Genomic DNA, 22,513 nt, shown 5'->3' on the forward strand with positions numbered 1-22,513 from the left:
GCGGGTTGAGTTTCTATTTGCTGACGATCTCCAAGGTATAGGCGCGCCGGGCCGAGGCCGGCGGCGGCGGGAAGGGCGCGGCGGCCCGGACCTGCGCCAGTGCGACCTGATCCAGCCGGGACGAGCCCGAGCTGCGGGCAACGCTGACCGACGCAAGCGCGCCGTTGTCGGCGATGCGAAGGGCCACCAGAACCGAGCCTTGGATATTCACGCTTTTGCGACGGGCGCGCAAAATCTTGCGCTTGACCAGACCGGCATAGCTGCTGGCCTCGGCATTTCCCTGTTCCTGCGCGGCGCGGTTCGTCCGTTTCGCCGAGGCCGCCCCCGTCGCCGCTTTGCCGGTGGCGCTGCCCTTTTTGCGGCTGTCCGCGGCATTGCCGGTCGGCGTGGGTGGTTTTGGAGGCCGGGCCTGTTGAGGCTCGGGTTTTTGCAGGGTCGGTGTCTGGGCGTTCAGCCGCTGTGCCGGGGCCTGCGCCTGCACCCTGGTGGCCGGCTGCGCGCGCGCACGGTCCGCTGGGGCCTCCGGCGCGGTCCCGGCCGGGGCAACGGGTGACTGCTGCGTTGCCGCCGGGGGCGGGGCCACGGTTCCGGCCGCGTAATCCCGGAACGAGGACCCCAGCGCCGCAGGGGCGACCGCGCCACCGCCTTCGATGAGAATCGCCTCGTCCGTGTCGAATTCGAATAGGGCGGCGGCGTGGGTCGCAGCGGCCAGCACGACCAGCACGGCGGCCATGATGCGGGATTGCGGGATCATGGCAGGCCCCGCTCGGTCACGACGAAGACCCGGTTGGCGCCCAGGGCCCGCAGGGCGTCGCTGGTCTGTTTCAGCCGCACCGCTGGCAAGGCCCGGTCGGGCACCAGCCGCACGGCGTCCAATGGCAGGTCGATTGAGGCGCGCTCGACATAGGCCGCCACGTCCGTCAGCTCGGCCCCGCGATATTCCAGCACGCCGTCGGCGCGGATGACCAGCGCATCCGGGGGCTCGCGCCCTTCAAGATCGGCCGTCCGCACCAGTTGCACCGACTTGCCCAGGGGCGGCGCCAGCGTGCCCGCGATCATGAAGAAGACCAGCATCAGAAAGACCACGTTGATCAGGGCGATCGTCGGCTCGCGGCCGGGTTTCGTTTTGGGGGTCAGCCGGATCATCCGATGACCTGCGTGCTGAGCCGGGGCACGGGCGCAAGGGCGGTCAGCAAGTCGATCAACTGCTGCGAGGTCGCCCCGCCGCCCAGGCTGATCAAGGCCAGCTGGTTGGTTCGGCCGTCGAACCGGGCGGCGACCGCGTCGGGCGCGACTTCGGTGCCGTCGATCAGGATGCGGTCGCGTTCCAGCTTGATGAACCGGATGGACCTCTGGGCCTGCGCCCCGCCCGCCGCGGCGGTGGTCAGCTCGATCTCGGCATATTTTGAGAAGGTCGAGGTGAGCATGAAGAACAGCAGCAGCAGAAAGATGACATCGATCAGGGATGTCATGGACAGGCGCCGGCGCCGAATTTTGCGGGTTTCAAGCGCCATGGATCAGCGCCTCGGTTGGCGGGGTGGCCGGGCGTGGCGCGGCGGCGTGGCCGGGGGCAAACACCGTGCGCAGGGCGCGGTTGGCAAAGACCCGTTCGCGGGTCATGCGCGCCTCGAACCAGGTCAGGACCAGCGAGGTGGGCATGGCCAAGGCCAGCCCCGCGGCGGTTGTCATCAACGCAACCCAGATGCCCCCGGCCAGCAGCGCCGGATCCACCGCGTTGCCGGCCTCCTGAAGGGTGCGGAAGGCCTCGATCATGCCCAGCACGGTGCCGAACAGCCCCAGCAGCGGCGCAAGCTGCGAGACCATGTCCAGCACGTTCAGCCCGCGTTCCAGCCCGGCAAAGCGCGCTTCGGCCTCGGCATCGGCGCGGTCCATCAGTTCCGGCCCGTGCCCCTCCAGCGCCATGGCGACCACCGGCGCCAGATAGCTGCGGCTTCGGTCCAGATGCCCGCGCGCGGTTGCCCGGTCGTTGCGGTCCCAGGCTTCGATGGCCCGCGACAGCTCGACATGCCGTCCGACCCCGGCGGCCTTGTATTGCCACAGCTTGTAGAGGATCAGCGCCATGGTCGCGACCGAGGTCGCGATCAAAACCGCCACGACCGGGCCGCCCAGGTCCAGAATTGCGGTCAGTCTTTGCAGAAACGCATCCATCGGATCATCCAATCAATTCGGTCTCAAGGCGGCTGCGCAGCGTCAGACCGAACAGGCAGGCATCGGCCAGATCGCCGGGATAGGCGCAGTCCTGCACCCCGTTGATCAGGATCCGGCTGATCTGATTGCAGGCCAGGCCGGCGAATTTGAACTGGCGCACGCGGGGCCGCCCGGCGGGCAGGTCCTGGAAATCCAGCAGCGTCAGCAGGGCCACTTCGCCTTGCGCGCCGAACAGCACCGTTTCATAGACGGCGCCGCCGATATCGGCGGGGTGGGCGTTTTCGACCACGAAGCTCAGCAGGCAGCCCTGATCCTGGTCCACGGCCGAGCTTAGCTCGATCGTGACGCCGCCCGCGCCCTGCGTGTCTTCGGCACTGGCCAACCCCGCCCCCGCGATGGGGGGCAGGGCCAGCAGGACCGCCCGAACAAGATTTTGCACAGCTTTTGTCATGACGGGTCCTTTCCCTGAGGGGTTCAGAAGGTCTTGGCCACGGTCAGCTTGAAATTCCGGCCCGGCGAATTGCGGGTCGACAGGTTCGGCTGATAGGCCTTGTCAAAGATGTTCTCGATCCCCGCGCGCAGCTCGAACCCGGCCAGCGCGCCCTCTTGCGGCAGATAGGTCGCGCGCAGGGTGTTCACCCCGTATCCGGCTACTGGATCGCCCGAGGTATCGAGTCCCGACTTGGCGCCGAAGATCTCCCAGCTGACATCCAGGGTTTCGCCAAACCGCTTGCCCAGGGTAATCCGCGCCGAATCCGTGGGTTCGTTGCGCCACGGCGATCCGATGCCCGCCGCGCTGAACTCGGTGGCGCTGACGATGTTGGCGTTGAAATCGAAGTAGAAGCCCGTGGCATGGGCATAGGAGGCTTCAATCTCGACGCCCTCGGTTTCGACCTTGGACAGGGGCTGGGACGGAGTGCCCGACACGTACGAGGTGATGTCCCACAGATCGGTGCTGTAGAGGTTGACCTTGGCGCGCACAACGTCGCCGGCGGCGAAGATGTCGCCGCTGTCATAGGAAATGCCGGCCTCCCAGGTGCGGGATTTCTCGGGCTTGGTCATGTAGAGCGGTGTGCCCAGATCGTCGATGATCGGCAGGCTTTCGGTATAGGCCCCGCCCGCGAATACCGCGAAGCCGCTGGCGAATTCATAACGGGCCGACAGGCCGCCCATCAGCGCGTCGTTGTCATAGCTGCCGTTGAAGGGCGCGGCCGCGTCGCCGTTGCCCTTGATGTCCTGCGTTTCGTACCGCAGCGCGGGCGTGACGGTCAGCCGGTCGTTGAACTGGACGTCGTCAACCGCAAACAGCGCGATGCGGCGGTCGGTGCCGCCCGGCGCCGATGGGGCATCCAGCCGCTCGCGGTCGATGAATTCCACCCCGAACCGCAGATCATGCGACGCGGCCCCGGTCTGGAAATACGAACTGTTCTTGATCGTAAGCTTGGTGGTTTCGTAATTGTGCGTGGCATCGGCCAGCGCCCGGATGCCGGGGAAGAAGGGCGTTCCCTCCAAACTGGACGAACCGGGCACATAGCTGCTGTCGATGGCCTGCTCGGAATAACTGAGATTGACGTCCAGATCGACCAGATCGTTGCTGGCCGGCCGGTACTGATAGCGCAGAACGGCGATCCGGGTTTCGATGTCGCGGTCCACGTTGCCGAAGGCGTCCGCCGTCGTGCCGAAGGAATCATAGGGCACGTCGCGCTCTTCCGAGGTGGACTGGTTCCAGGACGCGGTGATCGAATGCTCAAGGTTGTCGCCAAAGCTGTATTTCCCCTTGGCCAGCAGCGAAGGCAGGGTAAAGGCGCTGTTGCCGATCGTGTCGCCGTTCCCGTCCTTCTGATCGTCTTGGTCGCGATAGGTATAGTTGAACAGGAATTCGGTCTGCCGGTTGGGTTGCCACGCCAGGATCGACGACGAGGCAAAGCCGTTGCCGTTGGAATACCCCTCGAGCGTCTGGCGGAAGCGGAACCCCGGCTCGCCGCCGGTAAAGTCGGACGCGTCCTTTGTTTCCAGCTGAACCACGCCACCGACGACGCCCGAGCCGTATTCGAAGGACCCGACCGTGCCGCGTATGACCGAGACGCTTTTGTACAGCTGCGGATCGGTGAACAGCTGGTTGCCGATTCGGTACAGCTCTTCCGCGCCGGTGGTTGCGCCGTCGACCAGGATCAGAACCTTCTGGTCGGTGCCGAAGGTGCCGTTGGCCCCGTATCCGCGGATATTGATGCCCGATCCTTGCGGGGTCGAGCCGTTCACCAAGGTGACGCCGGGAACCGAATCGATCAGCTCGGCCACCGTGTTGGCCTGACGGTCATCAATCTCTTCCTGGTCGATATTCGTGACCGGAACGGATGTGCCGGTTTGGATCTCGCGTTTGCTTTCGCCCAGTTCCAGGGTCCCGAGGAACCCGTCATCCTGTTCCTGCGCCCAAACCATGGACGCCGTCAAACCAAGGCAAGAGGCCGTCCCAAGCAGGCCTGCAATATGAGTACGCGCACGCATTTCTGTCCCTTCGAAACAAGTGTGAGGACCGGAGATGCTTGCAGTTCGCTGGCGCTGGTCAGTTTTTTTTCTGTTTTTTGGAATCGCCTGTTCGCGGCGACTTGTGCTCGTTAATAAAGGTGACTAAAACAGTCAACATAATTTCGTGCCTGTAATTTTGGCACTGCCAGCAGGGCGCTGTTTGCGATCAGCACCCGGGCCAGCACCCCCTTGGAACCACGAAGAAGACGGGAAACCCGCTATGGAACAGGTGCTTATGGCTCCTCAGGATATTCGTGCTGCCTATGCGCAGAAGACAGGCCAGCGAGACCGCGATTTCGCGGAATCGCTGGGGTTGAGCGAGGGCCAGCTGGTCGCGGCCTTTGCAGGGCAGGGCGTGACGCGGCTGAACCCCGGCCTTGACGGGCTGTTCGGCCAGTTGGCCGGCTTGGGCGAGGTCATGGCGCTGACGCGCAACCCGTCCTGCGTGATCGAAAAGATCGGGCGATACGACAATTACCACAGCGGCCAGCATGCCGCGATGGTGCTGACCGAAGAGATCGACCTGCGTATGTTCCCCGCGCAATGGCGCCATGTCCTTGCCGTCGAGCGGGAAACCGAGGCCGGTCTGCGCCGCTCGATCCAGGTGTTCGATGCGGCCGGGGACGCGGTTCACAAGATCTTCCTGCGCGATGGCTCGGACCTGGGCCACTGGGACAGTTTGGTTCGGACACTGGCCGCCGAGGATCAAGGCCAGACGATGACGGTCGCGCCGCGCAAACCGGCCGAAGCGCCCAAGGCCAATGCCGACAAGGCCGACGCGCTGCGCCGCGAATGGGCCAAGATGACGGACACGCACCAGTTCCTGCGCCTGACCTCGAAGCTCAAGATGAACCGGCTGGGCGCCTATCGCATCGCGGGCGAACCGCTGGCCCGCGCGGTTGATCCCGCGGCGGTCACCGACCTGTTCGAACAGGTGCGGGACCGGCACATCGAGGTGATGATCTTCGTCGGCAACCGCGGCTGCATCGAGATCCACGGCGGCCCGGTGCAAAATCTTCAGCAGATGGGGCCTTGGTTCAACGTGCTGGATCCGGGCTTCAACCTGCATCTGCGCAGCGATCAAATCGCCGAGGTCTGGGCCGTCGACAAACCGACCCAGCGCGGCCCGGCGATCTCGGTCGAGGCTTTCGACGCGGACGGCGCCCTAATCCTTCAGATCTTCGGGCGCCGCACCTCCGCGGCCGATCATCGCCCCGCCTGGGATGCGCTGGTGGCCGCGCTGCCCGGCCCGGCCGACACCGGAGCGGCATGATGCGGGGCCTGGTGACACTCTGCGCGGCATTGCTGGTTTCGGCGGCGGCCGCGCAGGCCGAGAGCAACCGCGTGATCGCCATCGGCAGTTCGCTGACCGAGATCGTCCATGCCCTGGGCCAGCAGCACCGGCTGGTCGGCCGTGACCGCAGTTCGACCTGGCCACCCGAGGCGGCGGATCTGCCCGATGTCGGGTATCGCCGGGCCCTGTCGCCCGAGGGCGTTCTGTCGGTTGCGCCCGACATGATCCTGGCGCTCGAAGGGTCGGGCCCGCCCGAGACCATCGCTGTGCTTCAGGAGGCCGGCGTGGATTACGTCACCATTGCCGACGAGTTCTCGCGCGATGGCGTGATCGACAAGATCCGCGCCGTGGGGGCCGCGCTGGGGGTCGAGGCCCAGGCCGAAGCCCTGGCGACCGAAACCGCACGCCGGCTGGACCGGGCGCTGGCCCAGGCGTCCGCCGCGCAGGATACGCCGGTAAAGGTGCTGTTCCTGCTTTCGGCTCGGGGCGGCGAGTTTGTCGTCGGCGGGGCCGAGACCCAGGCCGATACCATCATTCGGATGGCCGGAGGCAAAAACGCGGCTGCGGATGTGACGGGTTTCAAGACGATGACGCCCGAAGCCATGGCCGCCACCGCGCCGGATGTGATCCTGATGATGGAGCGTCAGGGCGGGCCGATCCTCGCGGAGGAAGTGCTGTTCGCGCTGCCCGCGGTCCGGCTGACTCCGGCAGGGCGGAACCGGGCGCTGATCCGGATGCCCGGCGCCTATCTGCTGGGCTTCGGCCCGCGCACCGCCGACGCGGTCATGGATCTGTCGGCCGCATTGCGGGGCGTCCGGGGCTCATGACGCTGGCACTGGACAACGGCGCGCCCCCGTCCGCCGCGGCCCGCAGGTCGCGGGCGACATGGGTGACCCTGGCCCTGGTCGGCCTTCTGGGCGTGACCAGCGTGGCCAGCATCTCGGTCGGCGCGTCCGAGGCCTCGCTGAAGATGGCCGTGTCGGATCTGCTGCATGGCCGGGGCCTTTCGGATCTGAACCGGATCGTGCTGTGGGACATCCGCCTGCCGCGGCTGGCGATGGGCATCCTGGTCGGGGCGGCGCTGGCGGTGTCGGGCGTGGTGATGCAGGGGCTGTTCCGCAACCCGTTGGCGGATCCGGGCATCGTCGGCGTCAGCGCGGGGGCGGGGCTGGGCGCGATCACCGCCATCGTCTTCGGCAACCTTCTGCCCGCCGCCGTTCTGGCCTGGGTCGGCAGTGGCCTGGTCGCGGTTGCCGCCTTTCTGGGCGGCTGGGCGTCGGTCCTGATCCTCTATCGCGTTTCAACGCGCCAGGGGCAGACCTCGGTGGCGACGATGCTGCTGGCCGGCATCGCCCTGGCGGCCCTGTCGGGCGCGGTGTCGGGGGTCATGGTGTATGTCGCCGACGATCAGCAGCTGCGCGATCTGACCTTCTGGGGCATGGGCTCGCTGGCCGGCGCGACCTGGACCAAGGTCGCCACCGCCGCGCCTCTGATACTGGCGTCGATCCTGTGCGCGCAGCGTCTGGCCCGCGCCTTGAATGGCCTGGCCATGGGCGAAGCGGTGGCGCATCACATTGGTATTCCGGTGCAACGCAGCAAGAACATCGCGATCCTGACTGTGGCCGCCGCCACCGGCGCGGCCGTGGCCGTGTCGGGTGGGATCGGGTTCATCGGCATCGTCGTGCCGCATCTGCTGCGGCTGGGCACCGGCCCCGATCACCACCGGCTGCTGGTGAATGCGGCCTTGCTGGGCGCCGCCCTGTTGCTGGCCGCCGACATGATCAGCCGGGTGATAGTGGCCCCGGCCGAGCTGCCGATCGGCATCGTCACGGCCATTCTGGGCGCGCCGGTGTTCTTCTGGATCCTGCTGCGCCGCCACGGATCGATGGGAATGTGAATGATGAAAGCTGAAAATGTCAGCGTCCGCATCGGGCGCAAGCAGATCCTGCGCGAAGTTGATTTCCTGGCCGAACCCGGACAGGTCACTGCGATCATCGGGCCCAACGGCTCGGGCAAATCCACCTTGCTTAGGGCGCTGTCGGGCGATATCCCGTACACCGGCCGTATCACCTTGAACGGTCAGGACATCGCGGCCCTGCAGCCCTGGGAACTGGCGGCGATGCGGGGCGTTCTTCCGCAATCCTCGGTGGTCGCCTTTCCCTTCACCGCGCTGGAAGTCGTAAGGCTGGGCCTGCCCGGCGGCCTGGCAGACGGCGGCGACGCCCTGCCGTCGCGCGCGCTGGCGCATGTCGATCTTGCGGGTTTCGAGCCGCGCTCGTACCAGAACCTGTCCGGCGGCGAGCAGCAACGCGTGCAGCTTGCGCGCGTTCTGACCCAGGTCTGGAGCTCGGTGCGGCGCGACCGGCCGCGCTGGCTGTTGCTGGACGAGCCCGTCGCCAGCCTGGACATCGCGCATCAGTTCACGGTTCTGCGCATCGCGCGCGAATTCGCCGATCAAGGCGGGGGCGTCGTGGTCGTGATGCATGACCTGAACCTGACCGCGTTGTTCGCCGACAAGGTCTGCGTTCTGTCGAACGGAGAGGTCTGGCGCACCGGGGCGGTTTCGGACGTCATGACCGACGAGGTGATGCGGCAGGTCTACGGCATCGATCTGCCGGTCAGCACGCTGCCGGCAACTGACGTTCCGTTTGTCTTGCCGCAGGCTCTGGTTTGAGGCCCAATCCCCACTGAGCCAAACTTCATGGCAGCCAGATTTCATGCTGCAGGCGTACCAATCCAACGCACGGTCTAACGGGCTTCACCCCGACGCGTGGGACCGTTATTCGGAATTTAGCGAAACCATTTTGCGAGAATTTCGAAACCGTGACCCCGGTTCGAAGTTGCGCTTGATGGGTCAAACGGCAGGTGCTTCACTTTTTTAAGTGCGGGGCGTGTTCACATGCGAAACGCGCTCAATACACCCGAGACGCTGACCCGATCTCGACGATCAGGCCCGTCTGCCTGGTCGCTTTCGATCAACGAGAATCAGCGCCGAAGACGACCAACATGGAGAGATGCAACATGAACAAACTTGCTACGTTACTGGGGGGCGCATCGATGGCGGTCGCTGCCCCGGTTTTTGCTGCCGATATCGTGATCGGTGTCCCGAACTGGGCGTCGGTGAACGCCACCGCGCACATTCTTGAAGTCGTTATCGAAGAAAACCTTGGCCTTGATGTCGAATTGCAGAACGGCACCAACCCCATCGTGTTCGAAGCGATGGATTCCGGCGCGATGCACGTCCACCCGGAAGTCTGGATGCCGAACCAGCAGAACCTGCACGACACCTATGTCAAACAGAATGGCACAGTCGTGATGAACGAGAACCCGGTTCAGGCCGAGCAGGGTATGTGCGTTCCGACCTACATTGCCGAGGAATATGACATCAAGTCCATCGACGACCTGAGCGATCCGGACAAGATGGCCATCTTCGATACTGACGGAAACGGTACCCCCGAGGTTTGGATCGGCGCACCCGGCTGGGCGTCGACCGTGGTCGAGAAGATCCGCGCCAAGTCCTATGGCTATGACCAGATATTCGAACTGACCGAGTACGAGGAAACCATCGCCTACGCTAATTTGGCAAACGCGACCAAGGCCGGCGATCCGTGGATCGGGTTCTGCTACAGCCCGCACTACATCTTCGTGACCCAGGAACTGACCGTGCTGGAAGAGCCGCCGCATGATCCGGCCACCTGGACGATCGTTCAGCCCACCGATGACCCGGACTGGCTGGACAAGTCCGAGGCCTCGACCGCGTGGAACGGGGCAACTCTGCACCTGCACTACGCCAAAGAGCTTGAGGAAAATCACCCCGAGGTCGCGGCCCTGTTCCGCAACTACCAGATGCAGGGTGATGATCTGAGCGCGATGGGCAAGGCGCTGGCCGTGGACAACATCGAAGCAGCCGATTTCGCCCGTCAGTGGGTGGCGGAAAACGAAGACACCGTTATCGGCTGGCTGACGAACTAAATCACAAACGCATGGGGCCGTCGCGACTGATCGCGGCGGCCCTTTGCCTGTTTGCCGGGATGCAACCCCGTAGATGAGGGGCAAATGGACGAACCTGTCGTAAAACTAGAAAATGTCTGGAAAATTTTCGGCGCACGGGCCGAGGAAGCCATGGCTGCGGTCCGGAATGAAGGTATTGGAAAACCTGAAGTTCTTGAAAGATTCAATTGCGTGGTCGGCGTTCAAGGCGCCACGTTCGAAGTGCCGCGCGGCGAGATTTTTTGCATCATGGGCCTGTCGGGTTCGGGCAAATCGACCCTTGTGCGCCATGTCAATCGCCTGATCGAGCCCACGGCCGGAAAGATCGAGATCATGGGGCAAGACGTGTCCAAGATCTCCGAGTCCGAGCTGCGTCGCATCCGCGCCCAGCAGATCGGGATGGTGTTCCAGCACATGGCGCTGATGCCGCACCGCTCGGTGCGCGACAACGTGGCCTATCCGCTTGAGATCCGCAAAGTCTCGAAGTCCAAGCGCTGGGCAGTGTCCGATCACGCGCTGGGACTGGTGGACCTGACCGGCTACGAGGACCGGCTGCCCAAGGAACTGTCGGGCGGGATGCAGCAGCGCGTGGGCATTGCGCGCGCGCTGGCCTCGGACCCGGAAATCCTGTTGATGGATGAACCATTCTCGGCACTGGACCCGCTGATCCGGCTGCAATTGCAGGATCAGTTCAAGGCGCTGGTTGCGCAGCTGAAAAAAACCACGCTGTTCATCACACATGACCTGGACGAGGCCATTCGCATCGGCCACCGCATCGCCATCATGAAGGACGGTGTGATCGTCCAGATCGGCACGCCCGAGGACATCGTGATGAACCCGGCCGACGACTACGTGCGCGAGTTCGTGCAGGGCATATCCAAACTCAAACTGGTCAAGGCGCATTCGATCATGGAGCCGCTGGACAGTTATTCCGGCCCGCTGGATGGCGCGCCGCGTGCCGATGAGGGCGCAGACCTCGACCAGCTGATCGACCTGGCCGTGAACACCGAGCTTCCGGTGGTGATCACCGATGGCGGTCAGGATGTCGGCGTCGTGACCAAACCACGCCTGTTGCGCGGAATTCAGGGGGGCAAAAATGACTGATGCAACCACGGAATTGAAAGTCACGGCCGCCTCCGACATCGAGGTGGACCGCGAGGCGCTGGATCGGTCGATCCATGAATTCGCCGGCCCCAACGGTGACTATTATGTCAACGCCTTTCACAAGATCCACGACGCGACCAGTCCGATCCCGAATACGTTCAACCTGTGGGCGGCGGTGCTGGGGCCGTTCTGGTCCGCCTCGCGGGCGATCTGGGGAATGTTCTGGACCTTCCTGATCCTTGAGATCATCGCCTGGGTGCAGATCGGTCGCGGTGCCTGGGGTAACCCGGGGGCCGATCTGGCCGAACGCGCGGCCCGTCAGCAGGAACGCGCAAATGAGCTGCTGGCCCGCGCGGCGGATGCAACCGAGAAGGCAGACATAGACCGGTTCAACAAACTGGCCGCGAATATCCAGAAAGCGGCGGACAGCAGCCTTGAGAAAGCGCAGCTGGCACAGTCCGAAGCCCTGGGGATCATGGTCACCGGGCTTCTGATGCTGTTGGTTTTCAAGCTGGTTCAGGGGTTCTACGCTGACCGAGTGTACGAAAAACAGTACTCGAACTGGCGGATCAACCCCGACAACACCGAAAGCGGCCGCTCGACTCGGAACACGGTTCTGGGGGCAGTTCTGATCGCTGCGATCGGACCGCTGATCGTTTACAAATTCACGGTGAATGCCTCGCTTCCACTGCTGGATGCCTTCCCCGAAAAACAGGTGTCCGAGATGATACTCGGGCCTGATCAGGGAACACTGTTCTCGGTCGTGGCCAGCTGGATGGAGGCCCGGATCGACGCCGCAGCCGCCGCGGGCGGAGACATTTTCGACGGGATCGTTGCCGGTGTGCGCTCGGTTCTGGACGGGCTGACCGTGGCCCTGATCGGGTCGCCCTGGCCGGTGGTCATGCTGGTGATCTGCGTGACCGCGTGGCGCGCGGCGGGTCCGCGCGTGGCGATCTTCACCGCCGCGTCGTTGGCCTATATCGCGCTGCTGGGCTATTGGGACGTGGCGATGGAGACGGTGGCTTTGGTGGGCGCGGCCGTGCTGCTGTGCGTCACCTTCGGCATTCCGCTGGGCATCTGGTTCGGCAAATCCAAACGCGCCTATCGCGCGGCCGAGCCTGTGCTGGACCTGATGCAAACCCTGCCGGCCTTCGTCTACCTGATCCCGATCATCGCCTTCTTTGGGACCGGCAACCCGCCGGGCATCCTTGCCACGATCATCTTCGGCATGCCGCCGGTGATCCGCCTGACGGCGCTGGGCATGCGCGGGGTGCCGGAAAGCATCAAAGAGGCCGCCGTGGCCTTTGGCGCCTCGAAATGGCAGTTGCTGAAGGACGTGGAAATCCCGCTGGCGCTGCCGTCGATCATGACCGGCGTGAACCAGACCATCCTGATGTGTCTGTCGATGGTCGTGATCATCTCGCTGATCGGCGGCGGGGGTCTGGGCAAGGAAATCCTTGAGGCGCTGCAATACGCGGCCAAGGGGCCGGGCCTGCTGGGTGGCTTTGCGATCCTGTTCCTGGCCATGGTCATGGATCGCATCGTTCAGGGCGCCTTCCGACGCGAAGACGAAAAGATCTGACGCGACAGCCGCCCCTCTGGAACACCAATTGGGGCGGTTTCACTTCAGGGCGGGGAGACACGATGGCGGACCGCTACGAACAATCCATGATGGACAACCTGTACTGGTGGGGCGTGCCGACCCTGTTCCGGTGCCCCCATGTGGGGCCGCAGGATCAGGATATCGCCCTTGTAGGCGTGCCGCATTCCGCCGGCAACGGCACCACCGAGCGCGACCAGCATCTGGGCCCGCGTGCGCTGCGTCATGTCTCGGCCGTGCAGCGCCGGGTGCATTCGCTGTTCCAGATCGATCCGTGGTCGAGCGCGCGCATTGCCGATGTTGGCGACGTGCCGTTCCCGCGCGCCAATGACAACGAGGATTGCATCGAGCGTATAACCGCCTTCTACCGTGACATCGACGCCGCCGGTGCGCGGCCCGTTTCGGTGGGCGGCGATCACTCGATCACGGGCGGGATCGTGCAGGCGCTGGGCCGAGGCGAACTGGCGGGCGGGCAACCGGTCAGCTTTCTGCATCTGGATGCGCATACGGATGTGTTCACCAAGGTCGATCATTTCCTGGGGGCCAAGAAGTCGGCCGCGCATTGGGGGGCTTACCTGGCCGATCAGGGGCAGGTGGACCCGACCCGGTCGATGCAGATCGGGTTGCGGGGGCATCCGCGCAGCTTGGACTGGCTGCAGCCTTCTTATGACTATGGCTACAACATCGTCACCATGCGCGAGTTCCGCCAGCGAGGCTTGGCCGATGTGGTGGCCCAAACGCGCGAGGTTCTGGGCGACCGGCCGGTCTACATCACCTTCGATCTCGACTGCCTTGACCCGACCATCGCCCCAGGCGTGTCGAACCTGGAACCCGGCGAAAAGGGTTTTGACATCGACGAAGCCGTGGGCATTCTGCATGCCGCGCGGGGGCTCAACATCGTCGGCGGCGATGTGGTCTGCATGATGCCGACCAAAGACAGCCCCAACAACATCACCGCGCTGACGGCGGCGGCGGTGATGTTCGAGATGATCTCGATGATCGCCGAGAACGTCGCGCGGGCCTAGCGCCGCGCGTCGATCGCCTGGGCCAGCACGCAGAGCAGCTCGAACATCAGAGAAATGCCCAGCCACGCGGTGCCGCCCGCCGGGTCGAAGGGCGGCGAGACCTCGACCAGATCCGCGCCCACAAGGTTCAGACCTTCCAGCTTGCGAATGACCTGCTGGGCCTGAAAGCTGTTGGGGCCGCCGATCTCGGGCGTTCCGGTGCCGGGGGCATGGGTCGGGTCCACGAAATCGATGTCATAGGTACAATAGCAGGGCGCATCGCCGACGATGGAGCGGACCTCGGTCATGACATCGTCGATGCCGCGGTCGAACAGCTCTTCGATGCGGATGATGCGGATGCCCTGCGCCTCGCCCCATTCGATATCCTCGGTGTTGTAGGCGGTGCCGCGAATGCCCACCTGCACGAACCGTTCGGGATCGACCAGCCCCTCCTCGACCGCGCGGCGGAACGGGGTGCCGTGGGTGTATTTGTGCCCGCCGAAATAGCTGTCGAAGAGGTCGGTATGGCTGTCGAACTGGATCAGCCCCAGCGGGCCGTCGCTGGCCAGCGCCCGCAGGACGGGCAGGGTGGTCAGGTGATCGCCGCCCGCCGTCAGGGGCACGATGCCGCGCAGCATCAGGTCGGTGTAGAAGCGGGTGACACGGTCCAGCGTATCCTCGATATCCACCGGGTTGGGCGGCACGTCGCCCAGGTCGGCACAGTTGACCAGCTCGAACGGGGCAACCCCGGTCACCGGGTTCATGGCGCGGATCATGGTGGACTGGTCGCGCAACTGCCGCGGCCCGTGCCGCGCGCCGGGCCGGTTGGTGGTGCCCCCGTCCCAGGGGATGCCGACCAGCCCAAGCTCGACCAGATCCATCCGGTCGTCGTCCGGGGTCAGGGCCGGCAGGCGCATGAAGGTGGGGACACCGGCGAAGCGTGTCAGCTCCATCGCCGAGACGGGTTGAAAGAACGCATTTGCCATGGGGCCCTCTGTGTCGTGGTTTGCCCGAGCCTAGCGCCAAGCCCGCGTCAAAAACACCCGGTCCGCGACACAGCAACGTCGGATCAGGACAGAATCCGGAAATTGGCGCGGATCTCGGCCTCCTGTTCGGGGCTGAGGTATTGCGGGTGATGCGTGCGCAGGATCTCTCGCGCGCGGTCGCGGGCGGTGGACCAGGCATCGCGCGCGCCGCTGTCCTGCCAACTGCGCGGTTCGGCCCGGTCGGCAAGGGCGGGGTAGAAATAGTCGCGCTCCATCGCTGCATGGGTGTGGGCGCTGCCCAAGAAATGGCCCTCGCCCAGAACCGACTGGCAGATCGCGTAAAAGCCCAGGTTTTCTTCGGTCACCTCGATCCCGCGCAGGGCGCGATAGGTGTGCGAATGCATCTCGTCATCCAGAACGAACCCCTCGAAACTGACCCCCAGCAGCGAGGCCGTCATGCCCGAGCTTTCGTAGATCAGGTTGCCCCCGGCCAGCGCGGCGGCCAGCGAGGTGATGCCCTTTTCGGCGCCGTATTGCGCGTCGATGGCCTTGGCATCGGTCATCGAACAGGCCACGCCCGAGGGCAGCCCCAACCAGTTGGTAATCTGGGCCGAGGCCGCGTTCAGCACGGCGGTTTCGCCACTGCCGCCCGAAAACGCGCCGGTGCGCAGATCGATGATGAAGGGCCAGTTGGAAAACACCATGGGAAAGCCCGGCCGGATCGCGTTGACCATGACCAGGCTGGCCAGGGTTTCGGCCAGCGACTGGGCCAGAAACCCGGCCATGGTTGCGGGCGCGGTCGCCCCGGCTTGGGCTGCGGTGATGCAGGACATGGGGATGTTGTGCGCGATGCATTCATAGACCACGTCCACCGCATCTTCGCCGTACCGCAAGGGCGAGATCACCGGGCTGATATGCGCCTTCAGAAACGGGCGTTCCGCAAAGGCGCCCTGGCCTCCGGCGGCGATATCCAGCATCCGCACGATGGGCGCGACATGTTCAGCCAGCGTGAACGAGGTTGCCACTGGTTTGGTGGTATTCCGGATCAGCGCATACGCTGTATTCACGTCCAGATCGAAATTGTCCGGCACGTCGGTGGCGACGCAGCATCGGGTGAACCAGCTGACATTGGCCAGCGTGTCCTGAAGGCGGGTGAAGTCATGCAGATCGGCCAGCGTCGACGGGCGATAGAGCCCGCTGTCCAGGTCCAGCGTCTGCACCGCTGCGCCGCCAGTGCCGAAATACACGCGGTCGCCGCCCACCTCGATCGACCGGGCCGGGTCGCGCCCGTGCAGGGTAAACCGCTTGGCGGCCTGCCGGACCGCGCCTTCGACCATCGCTCGAGGAAAGACCAGCCGTCCCGGCGGGCCGGGCCGCGCACCTGCGGTGATCAGGTCCTGTGCAAGACGGTCGGGCACTTCGCCCATGCCCAGCGTTTCCAGCAGGCGCAGGGCGGTGTCGTGGATCGCCGCGATCTCGGGCGGGGTCAGGGGTTTGTACTGGCCGCCGATCTGGCCGGGCGGGCAGGGGTCAAAGGCCGGTTTGGCCGCCCGCTGCGCCAGCCTGGCGCGCCGCCCGCCGCGTTTGCCCTGTTCTGGCATCTCCGAAGGCTCCTGATCCGATCCTGCCCCGCAGGGTACGCGGCAACGCGGGGTGCGGCCAAAGCGGAAATGCCGTTTTGAGAAATCTCAATCCCCGTTTCGATTTTTCGGGACCGGCCACTGCGCCATTGCCCGCCCGCTGCGTCGTTCGGCAGGGTTCGGGGCATGTCAGAAGGAGCACACCCATGAAATCGCGCACCAAGGTCGTGGTGATCGGCGGCGGAATCGCCGGCTGTTCAACCCTGTATCACCTGACGCAGGAAGGCTGGAGCGACGTGGTTCTGGTAGAGCGCAACGAGCTGACATCCGGCACCACATGGCATTCGGCCGCGCAGGTGACGAATTTCGGAATGAACCAGACGATGGTGGGGCTCAAGTCGCATTCGATCCGCCTGTACAAGGAACTGGCCGAGGACCCGGACTATCCGATCAACTACCATCATGGCGACGGTGGCATCCGGTTGGCCAATACCGAAACGCAGATGCAGGGCTATCGCCATTTCGCTTCGATGGCGCGGGGGATGGGCGTGCAGTTCGAGGTGATCGACGCCCAGGAATGCGCCCGTCGCCACCCGCTGATTTCCACCGACAATCTGTTGGGCGGGTTGTGGGATCCGCTGGACGGAGACATCGACCCCGCCCAGCTGTGTCAGGCGCTGGCGCGGCGGGCGCGCAAGGCCGGGGCCGAGGTCTATCGCAACACGCCGGTCACGGCCCTGACCCAGCACAAGGACGACACCTGGACCGTTCATACCGAGCACGGCGACATCGACTGCGACATCGTGGTGAATGCCTGCGGGTACCGCGTGAACGAGGTGGGCGCGATGATGGGCGTACACCATCCCGTGGCCTCGATGGAGCACCAGTATTTCCTAACCGAGGAAATCCCCGCGATCCGCGATGCCGGCCACCGCATGCCGCTGCTGCGCTGCCCGATCAGCGACTATTATTGCCGGCAGGAAAAGAACGGGCTGCTGTTGGGCTTCTACGAACAGGACTGCAAGACCTGGGGCATGGACGGGATCGATCCGAACTTCGTCAACGCGCTGTGCCCGGACGATCTGGACCGGGTGACCGATGTGCTGGAAGGCGCGTTTGCCCGCATGCCCGCCCTGATGGAGGCCGGGATCCACACGGTCGTCAACGGCCCTATCACCTACACGATCGATGGTGCACCCCTGGTCGGGCCGATCCCCGGCAAGCGCAACGCATTCTGCATCATCGGCCTGCGGGCCGGGCTGGGTGAGGGGGGCGGCCACGGCTGGCTTCTGGCCCAGCAGATCGTGCATGGCGAGGCCTGCTATGACACCTGGTGCCTCGACCCGCGCCGGTTCGCCGGGCATGCCAATGTCGAGCTGACCGCGCTGAAGGCAATCGAGGATTACCAGAATGAGTTCCGCTTTCACTTTCCGCACGAACACCGCCCCGCCGGGCGGCCCGCCAAGACAACGCCGCTGACCCCGGTTTTGGCCGCCGAGGGCGCGGAATTTACCGTGGTGAATGGCTGGGAGCGGGTCGAGTACATCAAGCCCGCGCCCGATTTCACGCCGACACTCAGTTTCGATTTTGACGAAACATTCGACGTGATCGCCGCCGAGGTTGCCAATGTGCAGCAGAATGCCGGGCTGGCCGAGGTGAACGGGTTCAACCGGATCGAGATCACCGGTACCGACCGGCATGCGTTCCTCGACAGGATGGTCTGCGGCGCGCTGCCCCGTCGCCCGGGTCGGGTGGGGTTGGCCTATCTTCTGAATCACAAGGGCATGGTCAAGGCCGAGGCGACCATTGCCAATCTGCCCGCCAGTGACCGGGGGCCGGATCGGGTTTGGTACGGCTCGGCCGCAGCGGCCGAACTGCATGACATGGATTGGCTGTCCCGGCACATCGCCCCCGACGAGGACGTGCAGTTGCGTAGCCTGACCAACGACCAGACCATCCTGGTTCTGGCCGGGCCACGGGCGCGTGACGTGCTGTCGGCCTGTTCGCGCGGGGATTGGTCGCGGGACGCCTTCCCGTGGCTCAGCGTGCGCGAGTGCTTTGTCGGCATCGCGCCCGCCACCGTGATGGGCGTCAGTTTCTCGGGCGAACTGGCCTATGAGATCCATGTGCCCAACGCCTCGCTTTATGCGGCCTATCTTGCGCTGCGACAGGCCGGACAGGCCTTTGGCCTGCAACTGTTTGGTGCGCGGGCGGTCGAGTCGATGCGGATGGAAAAGACTTTCCTGCATTGGAAGGCCGACCTGATCACCGAGTTCGACCCTTTCGAAACCGGGCTAGACCGCTTTGTCCGGCTGGACAAAGCGGAGTTCATCGGGCGCGCGGCGCTGATCGAACGGCAGGCCAAAGGGCCGTCGCGCAAGCTGGTTGCCCTGCAAGTGCAGGCCGCGCACGCGCCCGCGCATCCGGGTGCGTCGCTGATGGCCGAGGATCGGGTGGTGGGAACGGTGACCTCGGGCGACTGGGGGCATCGCACCGGGCTGAACCTGGCGCATGCCTTTGTCGAGCCGCACCTGTCAGCCGAGGGCAGCGAGATGATGCTGGACCTGTGTGGCGACAGGGTTCCGGCGCGGGTAATCCCTGCCTGCCCCTACGATCCCGACTTCACCCACATGCGCAGCTAAAGCGGGTGACCAACATTCACCATTGCCCGAAAGCCAAAACTCTGTTTCGCTAGTTTCGATGAAATCGAAATTGCGGGAGGGTTTTGCCCCGTGTCCAAAACACTGAGCCTGCGCTGGTTGGAAGTGTTCCGCCTGATCGCCAAGTCCGGTTCGATTCAGCAGGTGGCCTCGGAAACGGGTTTGTCGATCAGCACCGTTTCCAACCATCTTCGCAGCCTGGAAGACGCCCTTGGCATCGCACTTGTGGATCACGGCCGTCGTCCGATGAGCCTGACACCGGCTGGCGAGGTATTTTCGCGCTATGTACGCGATGGCCTGACCGTGTTGAAGCGGGGCGAGGCCGAGATCCGGTCTGGCAACTGGCGCCACGCCACCGATCTGCGGCTGGCCCTGGTGGATGATTTCGACAACCAGATCGCGCCTGAACTGATCCGGTTTCTGGCCCATGCGCTGCCGCGCTGCAATTTCCGGCATTTCACACGGCCCAGCCACGAGATTATCGAGAAATTGCAGGAGCACAAGCTGGACGCGGGCGTGGCGACCCGACCGCCGGGCGGCACACAGGGGCTGATCGAATATCCTTTGATGCGAGATCCGTTCATCGTGATCGTGCCCGAAAAGTTCAAAGGCGAGGTGCAGGATCTGTTCTCGCCCCATTCCGACCTGCCGCTGCTGCGGTATTCGCGTGACTACACGATCGGCAAGCAGATCGAGATCCAGCTGACGCGCAACAAGTACAACCTGCCCAACCGGTTCGAGCTGGAATGCAACCAGTCGATCATGGGGCTGGTGGCCGAAGGAAGCGGATGGGCGATCACCACGGCCGGGTGTTTCCACCGGGCGCATCGCTATCATGACTCGGTTCGGGCAACCCCTTTTCCGGGTCGGAACTTTGTCAGGATCGTTTCTCTGTTCACGACCGAGGTCTATCCGGACACCACCTCAAAACTGATCCACAAGGCCCTCAGCAGCTTGATCCGGCAGTATTTCACCGAGCCGATGTGCAAACGGCATTTGTGGCTGAAGGGTGATTTCCGGACGATGGAAGATCAGGCCGCCTGACCTAGGCACACGGATCACGCCGAGTTGGCAGGACCCAGGGACTGTCGTTCCACGATATGCGTGAACAGGTGGTCACCGGCCGCCGGGGCCCTTTTTTCTACCATTTCGATCAATGCCTTGGCGGCTTTTCTACCCATTTCCCGATGCGGCACGTGCACGGTCGTCAGCGCCGGGCGCAGGATCCGGGCCAGTTCGATGTCATCGAACCCGGTGATCGAGACATCCTGCGGCACTTTCAGCCCCATGTCCTGAGCCCTGAGCAAAGCGCCGGCGGCCAACACATCGTTGCCGCACATGACGGCCGTCGGCGGCGTGTCCTGCGACATGAGACGCGCGAAGGCTTCTGCGCCGTTTTCGATCTCGTACGGGGTCTCGATGACCTGAAGCACCTGCGGGTCAAGCCCGTGCTGCCGAACAGCGGCGCGCACCCCGTCCAACCGAAGGCGTGCACGGTCGTTGCCGTGGGTGATACCCGATATCACTGCAAGCCGTCGGTGCCCGAGGTTGATCACCCTTTTTGCCAGCTCGTACATAGCCGCTTGGTTGTCGAAACCGATGGAGGGCAAACGCCCGTCCGGGGAAAATGACCACGCGATCAGCGCCGGAATTTCCCGGTGTTCAAGAAATTCGTAGATGCGCGACGCCCGGTCGTGTCCGATCAGCAGCAGGCCATCGGCGCCGCGGGCGACCAGAGTTCGGATTTGCTCTTCTTCGGTTGCCGGTTTGTAGGCCGAACTGGATACCAGTAGCGTATAGCCATGTTGGTGCAGCTCTTCCTGAAAGGCCTGCAAGCCGCGCGCAAAGATGGCGTTTTCCATCGTCGGGATGATCGCGCCTATGGTAAACGTGCGCTTGGCCGCCATGACCCGAGCCGCGAAATTTGGTGTATAGCCCAAGGCTTCGATCGCCGACTGCACGCGTTCGCGGGTCGCTTCTACAACCCGATCCGGCGTATTGATGCAGCGCGAGACCGTAGCCGTGGAAACGCCCGCCTTCCTGGCAACGTCATCCAGTGTCGGGGCGGGCTTCAGCTTCGACATTTCCAAACCTAATCTTTGCTCTTCGCAATTCTAACCGGATCGGATTGGCAATGAAAGTTGAATTGTAAGCGCTTGCATTTTCCATGTAAGCGCTTACAAATGGCCTCAGTGCCGATTCTAGCCGGAGTCCCGAACATGTTTCTTGCTGCATCCGCCATCGTCTTCGTCGTCTATTTCGCGAACGTGGCGCTGGGTGCGTTTGCAGGCAGCGCGTTTCTTGGGGATGTGGGTGAGATGCTGGTTCTGTTCGCGGCGTCGATCCTGTTCGTTGTCGCAATTCTGAAAAAAGAGGCCGAACGCGAGGAGAACGGCGGCTGAATTTTTCCAATGGGAGGGCAATCAATGAACAAAGATCAAATGGAACTGGCGTCAGCTGAACGCCGCAATTTCCTCAAACTCAGTGCCAGTGGCGCGTTCACGGCCGCACTGGTGGCGGGCGCAAGCGGCGTGTTGTGGTCATCCGAGGCCGCGGCACAGACCGCGAAGGAGGAAAAGGAGCGCGAACAAGCCGCCGAGCATGTGATGACGGTGGCTACGGCCTATGTGCTGGGCGCCTCGCGCAGCTATCCGATCATGCAGCTGGACCTGAAGGAGAACATCCAGAACGCAACCAACGGCAAGGTCTATGTCAAGCTGGCCCCGGGCGGGCAGCTGGGCGCGGGCGGCGCGTTGGTGCAGAAGGTGCAGGGTGGAACCATCCAGGCCGCGCAGCATTCGCTGTCGAACTTCGCACCCTTCGCTTCGACCGTGGACCTGATCAACATGCCGTATCTGTGCGGCTCGAACCAGCGGTTCACCAACCTGGTGCATTCGGACACCTGGAAGAACGAAGTGCATCCCAAGGTCGAGGCCGCAGGCTTCAAGGCGCTGTTCTATGTCGTGATCGACCCGCGCGTCGTGGCCGTGCGCCAGGGCGGAAATGCCATCATTACCCCATCGGACATGAGCGGTGTGAAGTTCCGCGTGCCCGGGTCCAAGATGCTGCAGCAATACTACCGCATGGCCGGCGCCAACCCGACCCCGGTTGCCTGGGGCGAGACCCCCTCGGCCATCAAGCAGGGCGTGGCGGATGCGCTCGACCCGTCGGTCGGCGCGCTCTACGTGTTTGGCTTCAAGGACATTCTGTCTCACGTCACCTTCACCCAGGCGGTGCCGGACAGCCAGGTCTATTCCTGCAATCTGGAATGGTTCAACTCGATGCCGGCCGATGTGCAGGAAGGCATCATGTGGGGCGCGGAGATGACCGGACACCAGAACCTCGCCAAGGTTCCCTCGGCTCGCGCCTATGCAATGGCCGAGTTGAACAAGGCGGGAGTCGAGTTCCACTCGCTGACCGACGACCAACTGGCCGAGTGGCAGGAGGCCGGCGGTTATCAGCGCTCGGAGTGGGACCCCTTCAAGACCGAGCTGGCCGGGTCGATGGATGCCTTCGAAAAGCTGGTCGAGGCGGCCGGTACCCAAGGCAAATACTACGTCCACGACGCCTGATGCGGACCGGGCGGGCGCCGGACGCGCG

Annotated in this window: 21 protein-coding genes; 12 read left to right on the forward strand and 9 right to left on the reverse strand. The window is 64.2% G+C overall.

Annotated elements, in window-relative coordinates; translation table 11 throughout:
- Window positions 1–13: 13 nt before the first annotated feature.
- Genes ACR0IR_RS00265 through ACR0IR_RS00290 form a run of 6 tightly spaced genes read right to left on the reverse strand, consistent with a single transcriptional unit; the run spans window position 14 to window position 4,608 of the window.
- Complete coding sequence (locus ACR0IR_RS00265) at window positions 14–754, reverse strand: energy transducer TonB (RefSeq protein WP_170365115.1); 741 nt, start codon at window positions 752–754, stop codon at window positions 14–16.
- The gene (locus ACR0IR_RS00270; protein ID WP_170365113.1) at window positions 751–1,146 is read right to left on the reverse strand and encodes an ExbD/TolR family protein; all 396 of its coding nucleotides are present in this window, start codon (window positions 1,144–1,146) and stop codon (window positions 751–753) included. Before ACR0IR_RS00270 ends, ACR0IR_RS00265 begins: the two co-directional genes overlap by 4 nt.
- Window positions 1,143–1,472, reverse strand: a complete 330-nt coding sequence (locus ACR0IR_RS00275; protein WP_170365111.1) for a biopolymer transporter ExbD — start codon at window positions 1,470–1,472, stop codon at window positions 1,143–1,145. Before ACR0IR_RS00275 ends, ACR0IR_RS00270 begins: the two co-directional genes overlap by 4 nt.
- 31 nt (window positions 1,473–1,503) lie before the next feature.
- On the reverse strand, window positions 1,504–2,169 hold the full coding sequence (locus ACR0IR_RS00280; RefSeq protein WP_170365109.1) for a MotA/TolQ/ExbB proton channel family protein: 666 nt from the start codon (window positions 2,167–2,169) through the stop codon (window positions 1,504–1,506).
- A 4-nt stretch (window positions 2,170–2,173) separates the two neighbouring features.
- The gene (locus ACR0IR_RS00285; protein ID WP_170365107.1) at window positions 2,174–2,620 is read right to left on the reverse strand and encodes a hypothetical protein; all 447 of its coding nucleotides are present in this window, start codon (window positions 2,618–2,620) and stop codon (window positions 2,174–2,176) included.
- Between the two features lie 23 nt (window positions 2,621–2,643).
- Window positions 2,644–4,608, reverse strand: coding sequence for a TonB-dependent receptor domain-containing protein (locus tag ACR0IR_RS00290; RefSeq protein ID WP_254441573.1), 1,965 nt, complete (start codon window positions 4,606–4,608; stop codon window positions 2,644–2,646).
- Window positions 4,609–4,915: 307 nt separating this feature from the next.
- Between ACR0IR_RS00290 and ACR0IR_RS00295 the strand changes: the two genes are divergently transcribed.
- The 8 genes from ACR0IR_RS00295 (at window position 4,916) to ACR0IR_RS00330 (ending at window position 13,708) form a co-directional block, all read left to right on the forward strand.
- Complete coding sequence (locus ACR0IR_RS00295; RefSeq protein WP_170365103.1) at window positions 4,916–5,968, forward strand: hemin-degrading factor; 1,053 nt, start codon at window positions 4,916–4,918, stop codon at window positions 5,966–5,968.
- Entirely contained in the window at window positions 5,968–6,816 is an 849-nt protein-coding gene (locus ACR0IR_RS00300; RefSeq protein WP_367647685.1) for a heme/hemin ABC transporter substrate-binding protein, read from the forward strand. The genes ACR0IR_RS00295 and ACR0IR_RS00300 overlap by 1 nt, the downstream gene beginning before the upstream one ends.
- The gene (locus ACR0IR_RS00305) at window positions 6,813–7,886 is read left to right on the forward strand and encodes a FecCD family ABC transporter permease (protein ID WP_170365099.1); all 1,074 of its coding nucleotides are present in this window, start codon (window positions 6,813–6,815) and stop codon (window positions 7,884–7,886) included. The genes ACR0IR_RS00300 and ACR0IR_RS00305 overlap by 4 nt, the downstream gene beginning before the upstream one ends.
- Window positions 7,887–8,663 (forward strand): heme ABC transporter ATP-binding protein, encoded by a 777-nt coding sequence (locus tag ACR0IR_RS00310; protein WP_170365097.1) that lies wholly within the window; start codon window positions 7,887–7,889, stop codon window positions 8,661–8,663. It abuts the gene before it with no gap.
- Between the two features lie 347 nt (window positions 8,664–9,010).
- On the forward strand, window positions 9,011–9,961 hold the full coding sequence (locus ACR0IR_RS00315; RefSeq protein ID WP_093964480.1) for an ABC transporter substrate-binding protein: 951 nt from the start codon (window positions 9,011–9,013) through the stop codon (window positions 9,959–9,961).
- Between the two features lie 84 nt (window positions 9,962–10,045).
- Window positions 10,046–11,083, forward strand: coding sequence for a quaternary amine ABC transporter ATP-binding protein (locus ACR0IR_RS00320; RefSeq protein WP_170339611.1), 1,038 nt, complete (start codon window positions 10,046–10,048; stop codon window positions 11,081–11,083).
- A complete protein-coding gene (locus tag ACR0IR_RS00325; protein ID WP_093964482.1) occupies window positions 11,076–12,665 on the forward strand; it encodes an ABC transporter permease in 1,590 nt (529 codons plus the stop codon). Before ACR0IR_RS00320 ends, ACR0IR_RS00325 begins: the two co-directional genes overlap by 8 nt.
- Window positions 12,666–12,727: 62 nt before the next feature.
- Window positions 12,728–13,708: an arginase family protein gene (locus tag ACR0IR_RS00330; protein WP_170365095.1), complete on the forward strand. Its 981-nt coding sequence runs from the start codon at window positions 12,728–12,730 to the stop codon at window positions 13,706–13,708.
- Here the strand turns inward: ACR0IR_RS00330 and ACR0IR_RS00335 are convergent.
- Together ACR0IR_RS00335 and ACR0IR_RS00340 are read right to left on the reverse strand one after the other, a co-directional pair.
- A complete protein-coding gene (locus tag ACR0IR_RS00335; RefSeq protein WP_170365092.1) occupies window positions 13,705–14,673 on the reverse strand; it encodes an agmatinase in 969 nt (322 codons plus the stop codon). The genes ACR0IR_RS00330 and ACR0IR_RS00335 overlap by 4 nt on opposite strands.
- Window positions 14,674–14,756: 83 nt before the next feature.
- Complete coding sequence (locus ACR0IR_RS00340) at window positions 14,757–16,274, reverse strand: trimethylamine methyltransferase family protein (protein ID WP_170365091.1); 1,518 nt, start codon at window positions 16,272–16,274, stop codon at window positions 14,757–14,759.
- Window positions 16,275–16,459: 185 nt separating this feature from the next.
- On the opposite strand from ACR0IR_RS00340, the gene ACR0IR_RS00345 reads away from it, so the two are divergent.
- Both ACR0IR_RS00345 and ACR0IR_RS00350 read left to right on the forward strand, forming a co-directional pair.
- Entirely contained in the window at window positions 16,460–18,895 is a 2,436-nt protein-coding gene (locus ACR0IR_RS00345) for a GcvT family protein (protein WP_170365089.1), read from the forward strand.
- 90 nt (window positions 18,896–18,985) lie between these two features.
- Window positions 18,986–19,957, forward strand: a complete 972-nt coding sequence (locus ACR0IR_RS00350; protein WP_170339623.1) for a LysR family transcriptional regulator — start codon at window positions 18,986–18,988, stop codon at window positions 19,955–19,957.
- 14 nt (window positions 19,958–19,971) lie between these two features.
- Here the strand turns inward: ACR0IR_RS00350 and ACR0IR_RS00355 are convergent, their stop codons facing one another.
- A complete protein-coding gene (locus ACR0IR_RS00355) occupies window positions 19,972–20,997 on the reverse strand; it encodes a LacI family DNA-binding transcriptional regulator (RefSeq protein WP_170365088.1) in 1,026 nt (341 codons plus the stop codon).
- A gap of 135 nt (window positions 20,998–21,132) precedes the next feature.
- Between ACR0IR_RS00355 and ACR0IR_RS00360 the strand changes: the two genes are divergently transcribed.
- Both ACR0IR_RS00360 and ACR0IR_RS00365 read left to right on the forward strand, forming a co-directional pair.
- A complete protein-coding gene (locus ACR0IR_RS00360) occupies window positions 21,133–21,315 on the forward strand; it encodes a hypothetical protein (protein ID WP_170356992.1) in 183 nt (60 codons plus the stop codon).
- 24 nt (window positions 21,316–21,339) lie between these two features.
- A complete protein-coding gene (locus ACR0IR_RS00365) occupies window positions 21,340–22,485 on the forward strand; it encodes a TRAP transporter substrate-binding protein (RefSeq protein ID WP_170365085.1) in 1,146 nt (381 codons plus the stop codon).
- Window positions 22,486–22,513 lie beyond the last annotated feature (28 nt).

It is taken from the genome of Ruegeria sp. CF2, from assembly GCF_056537385.1.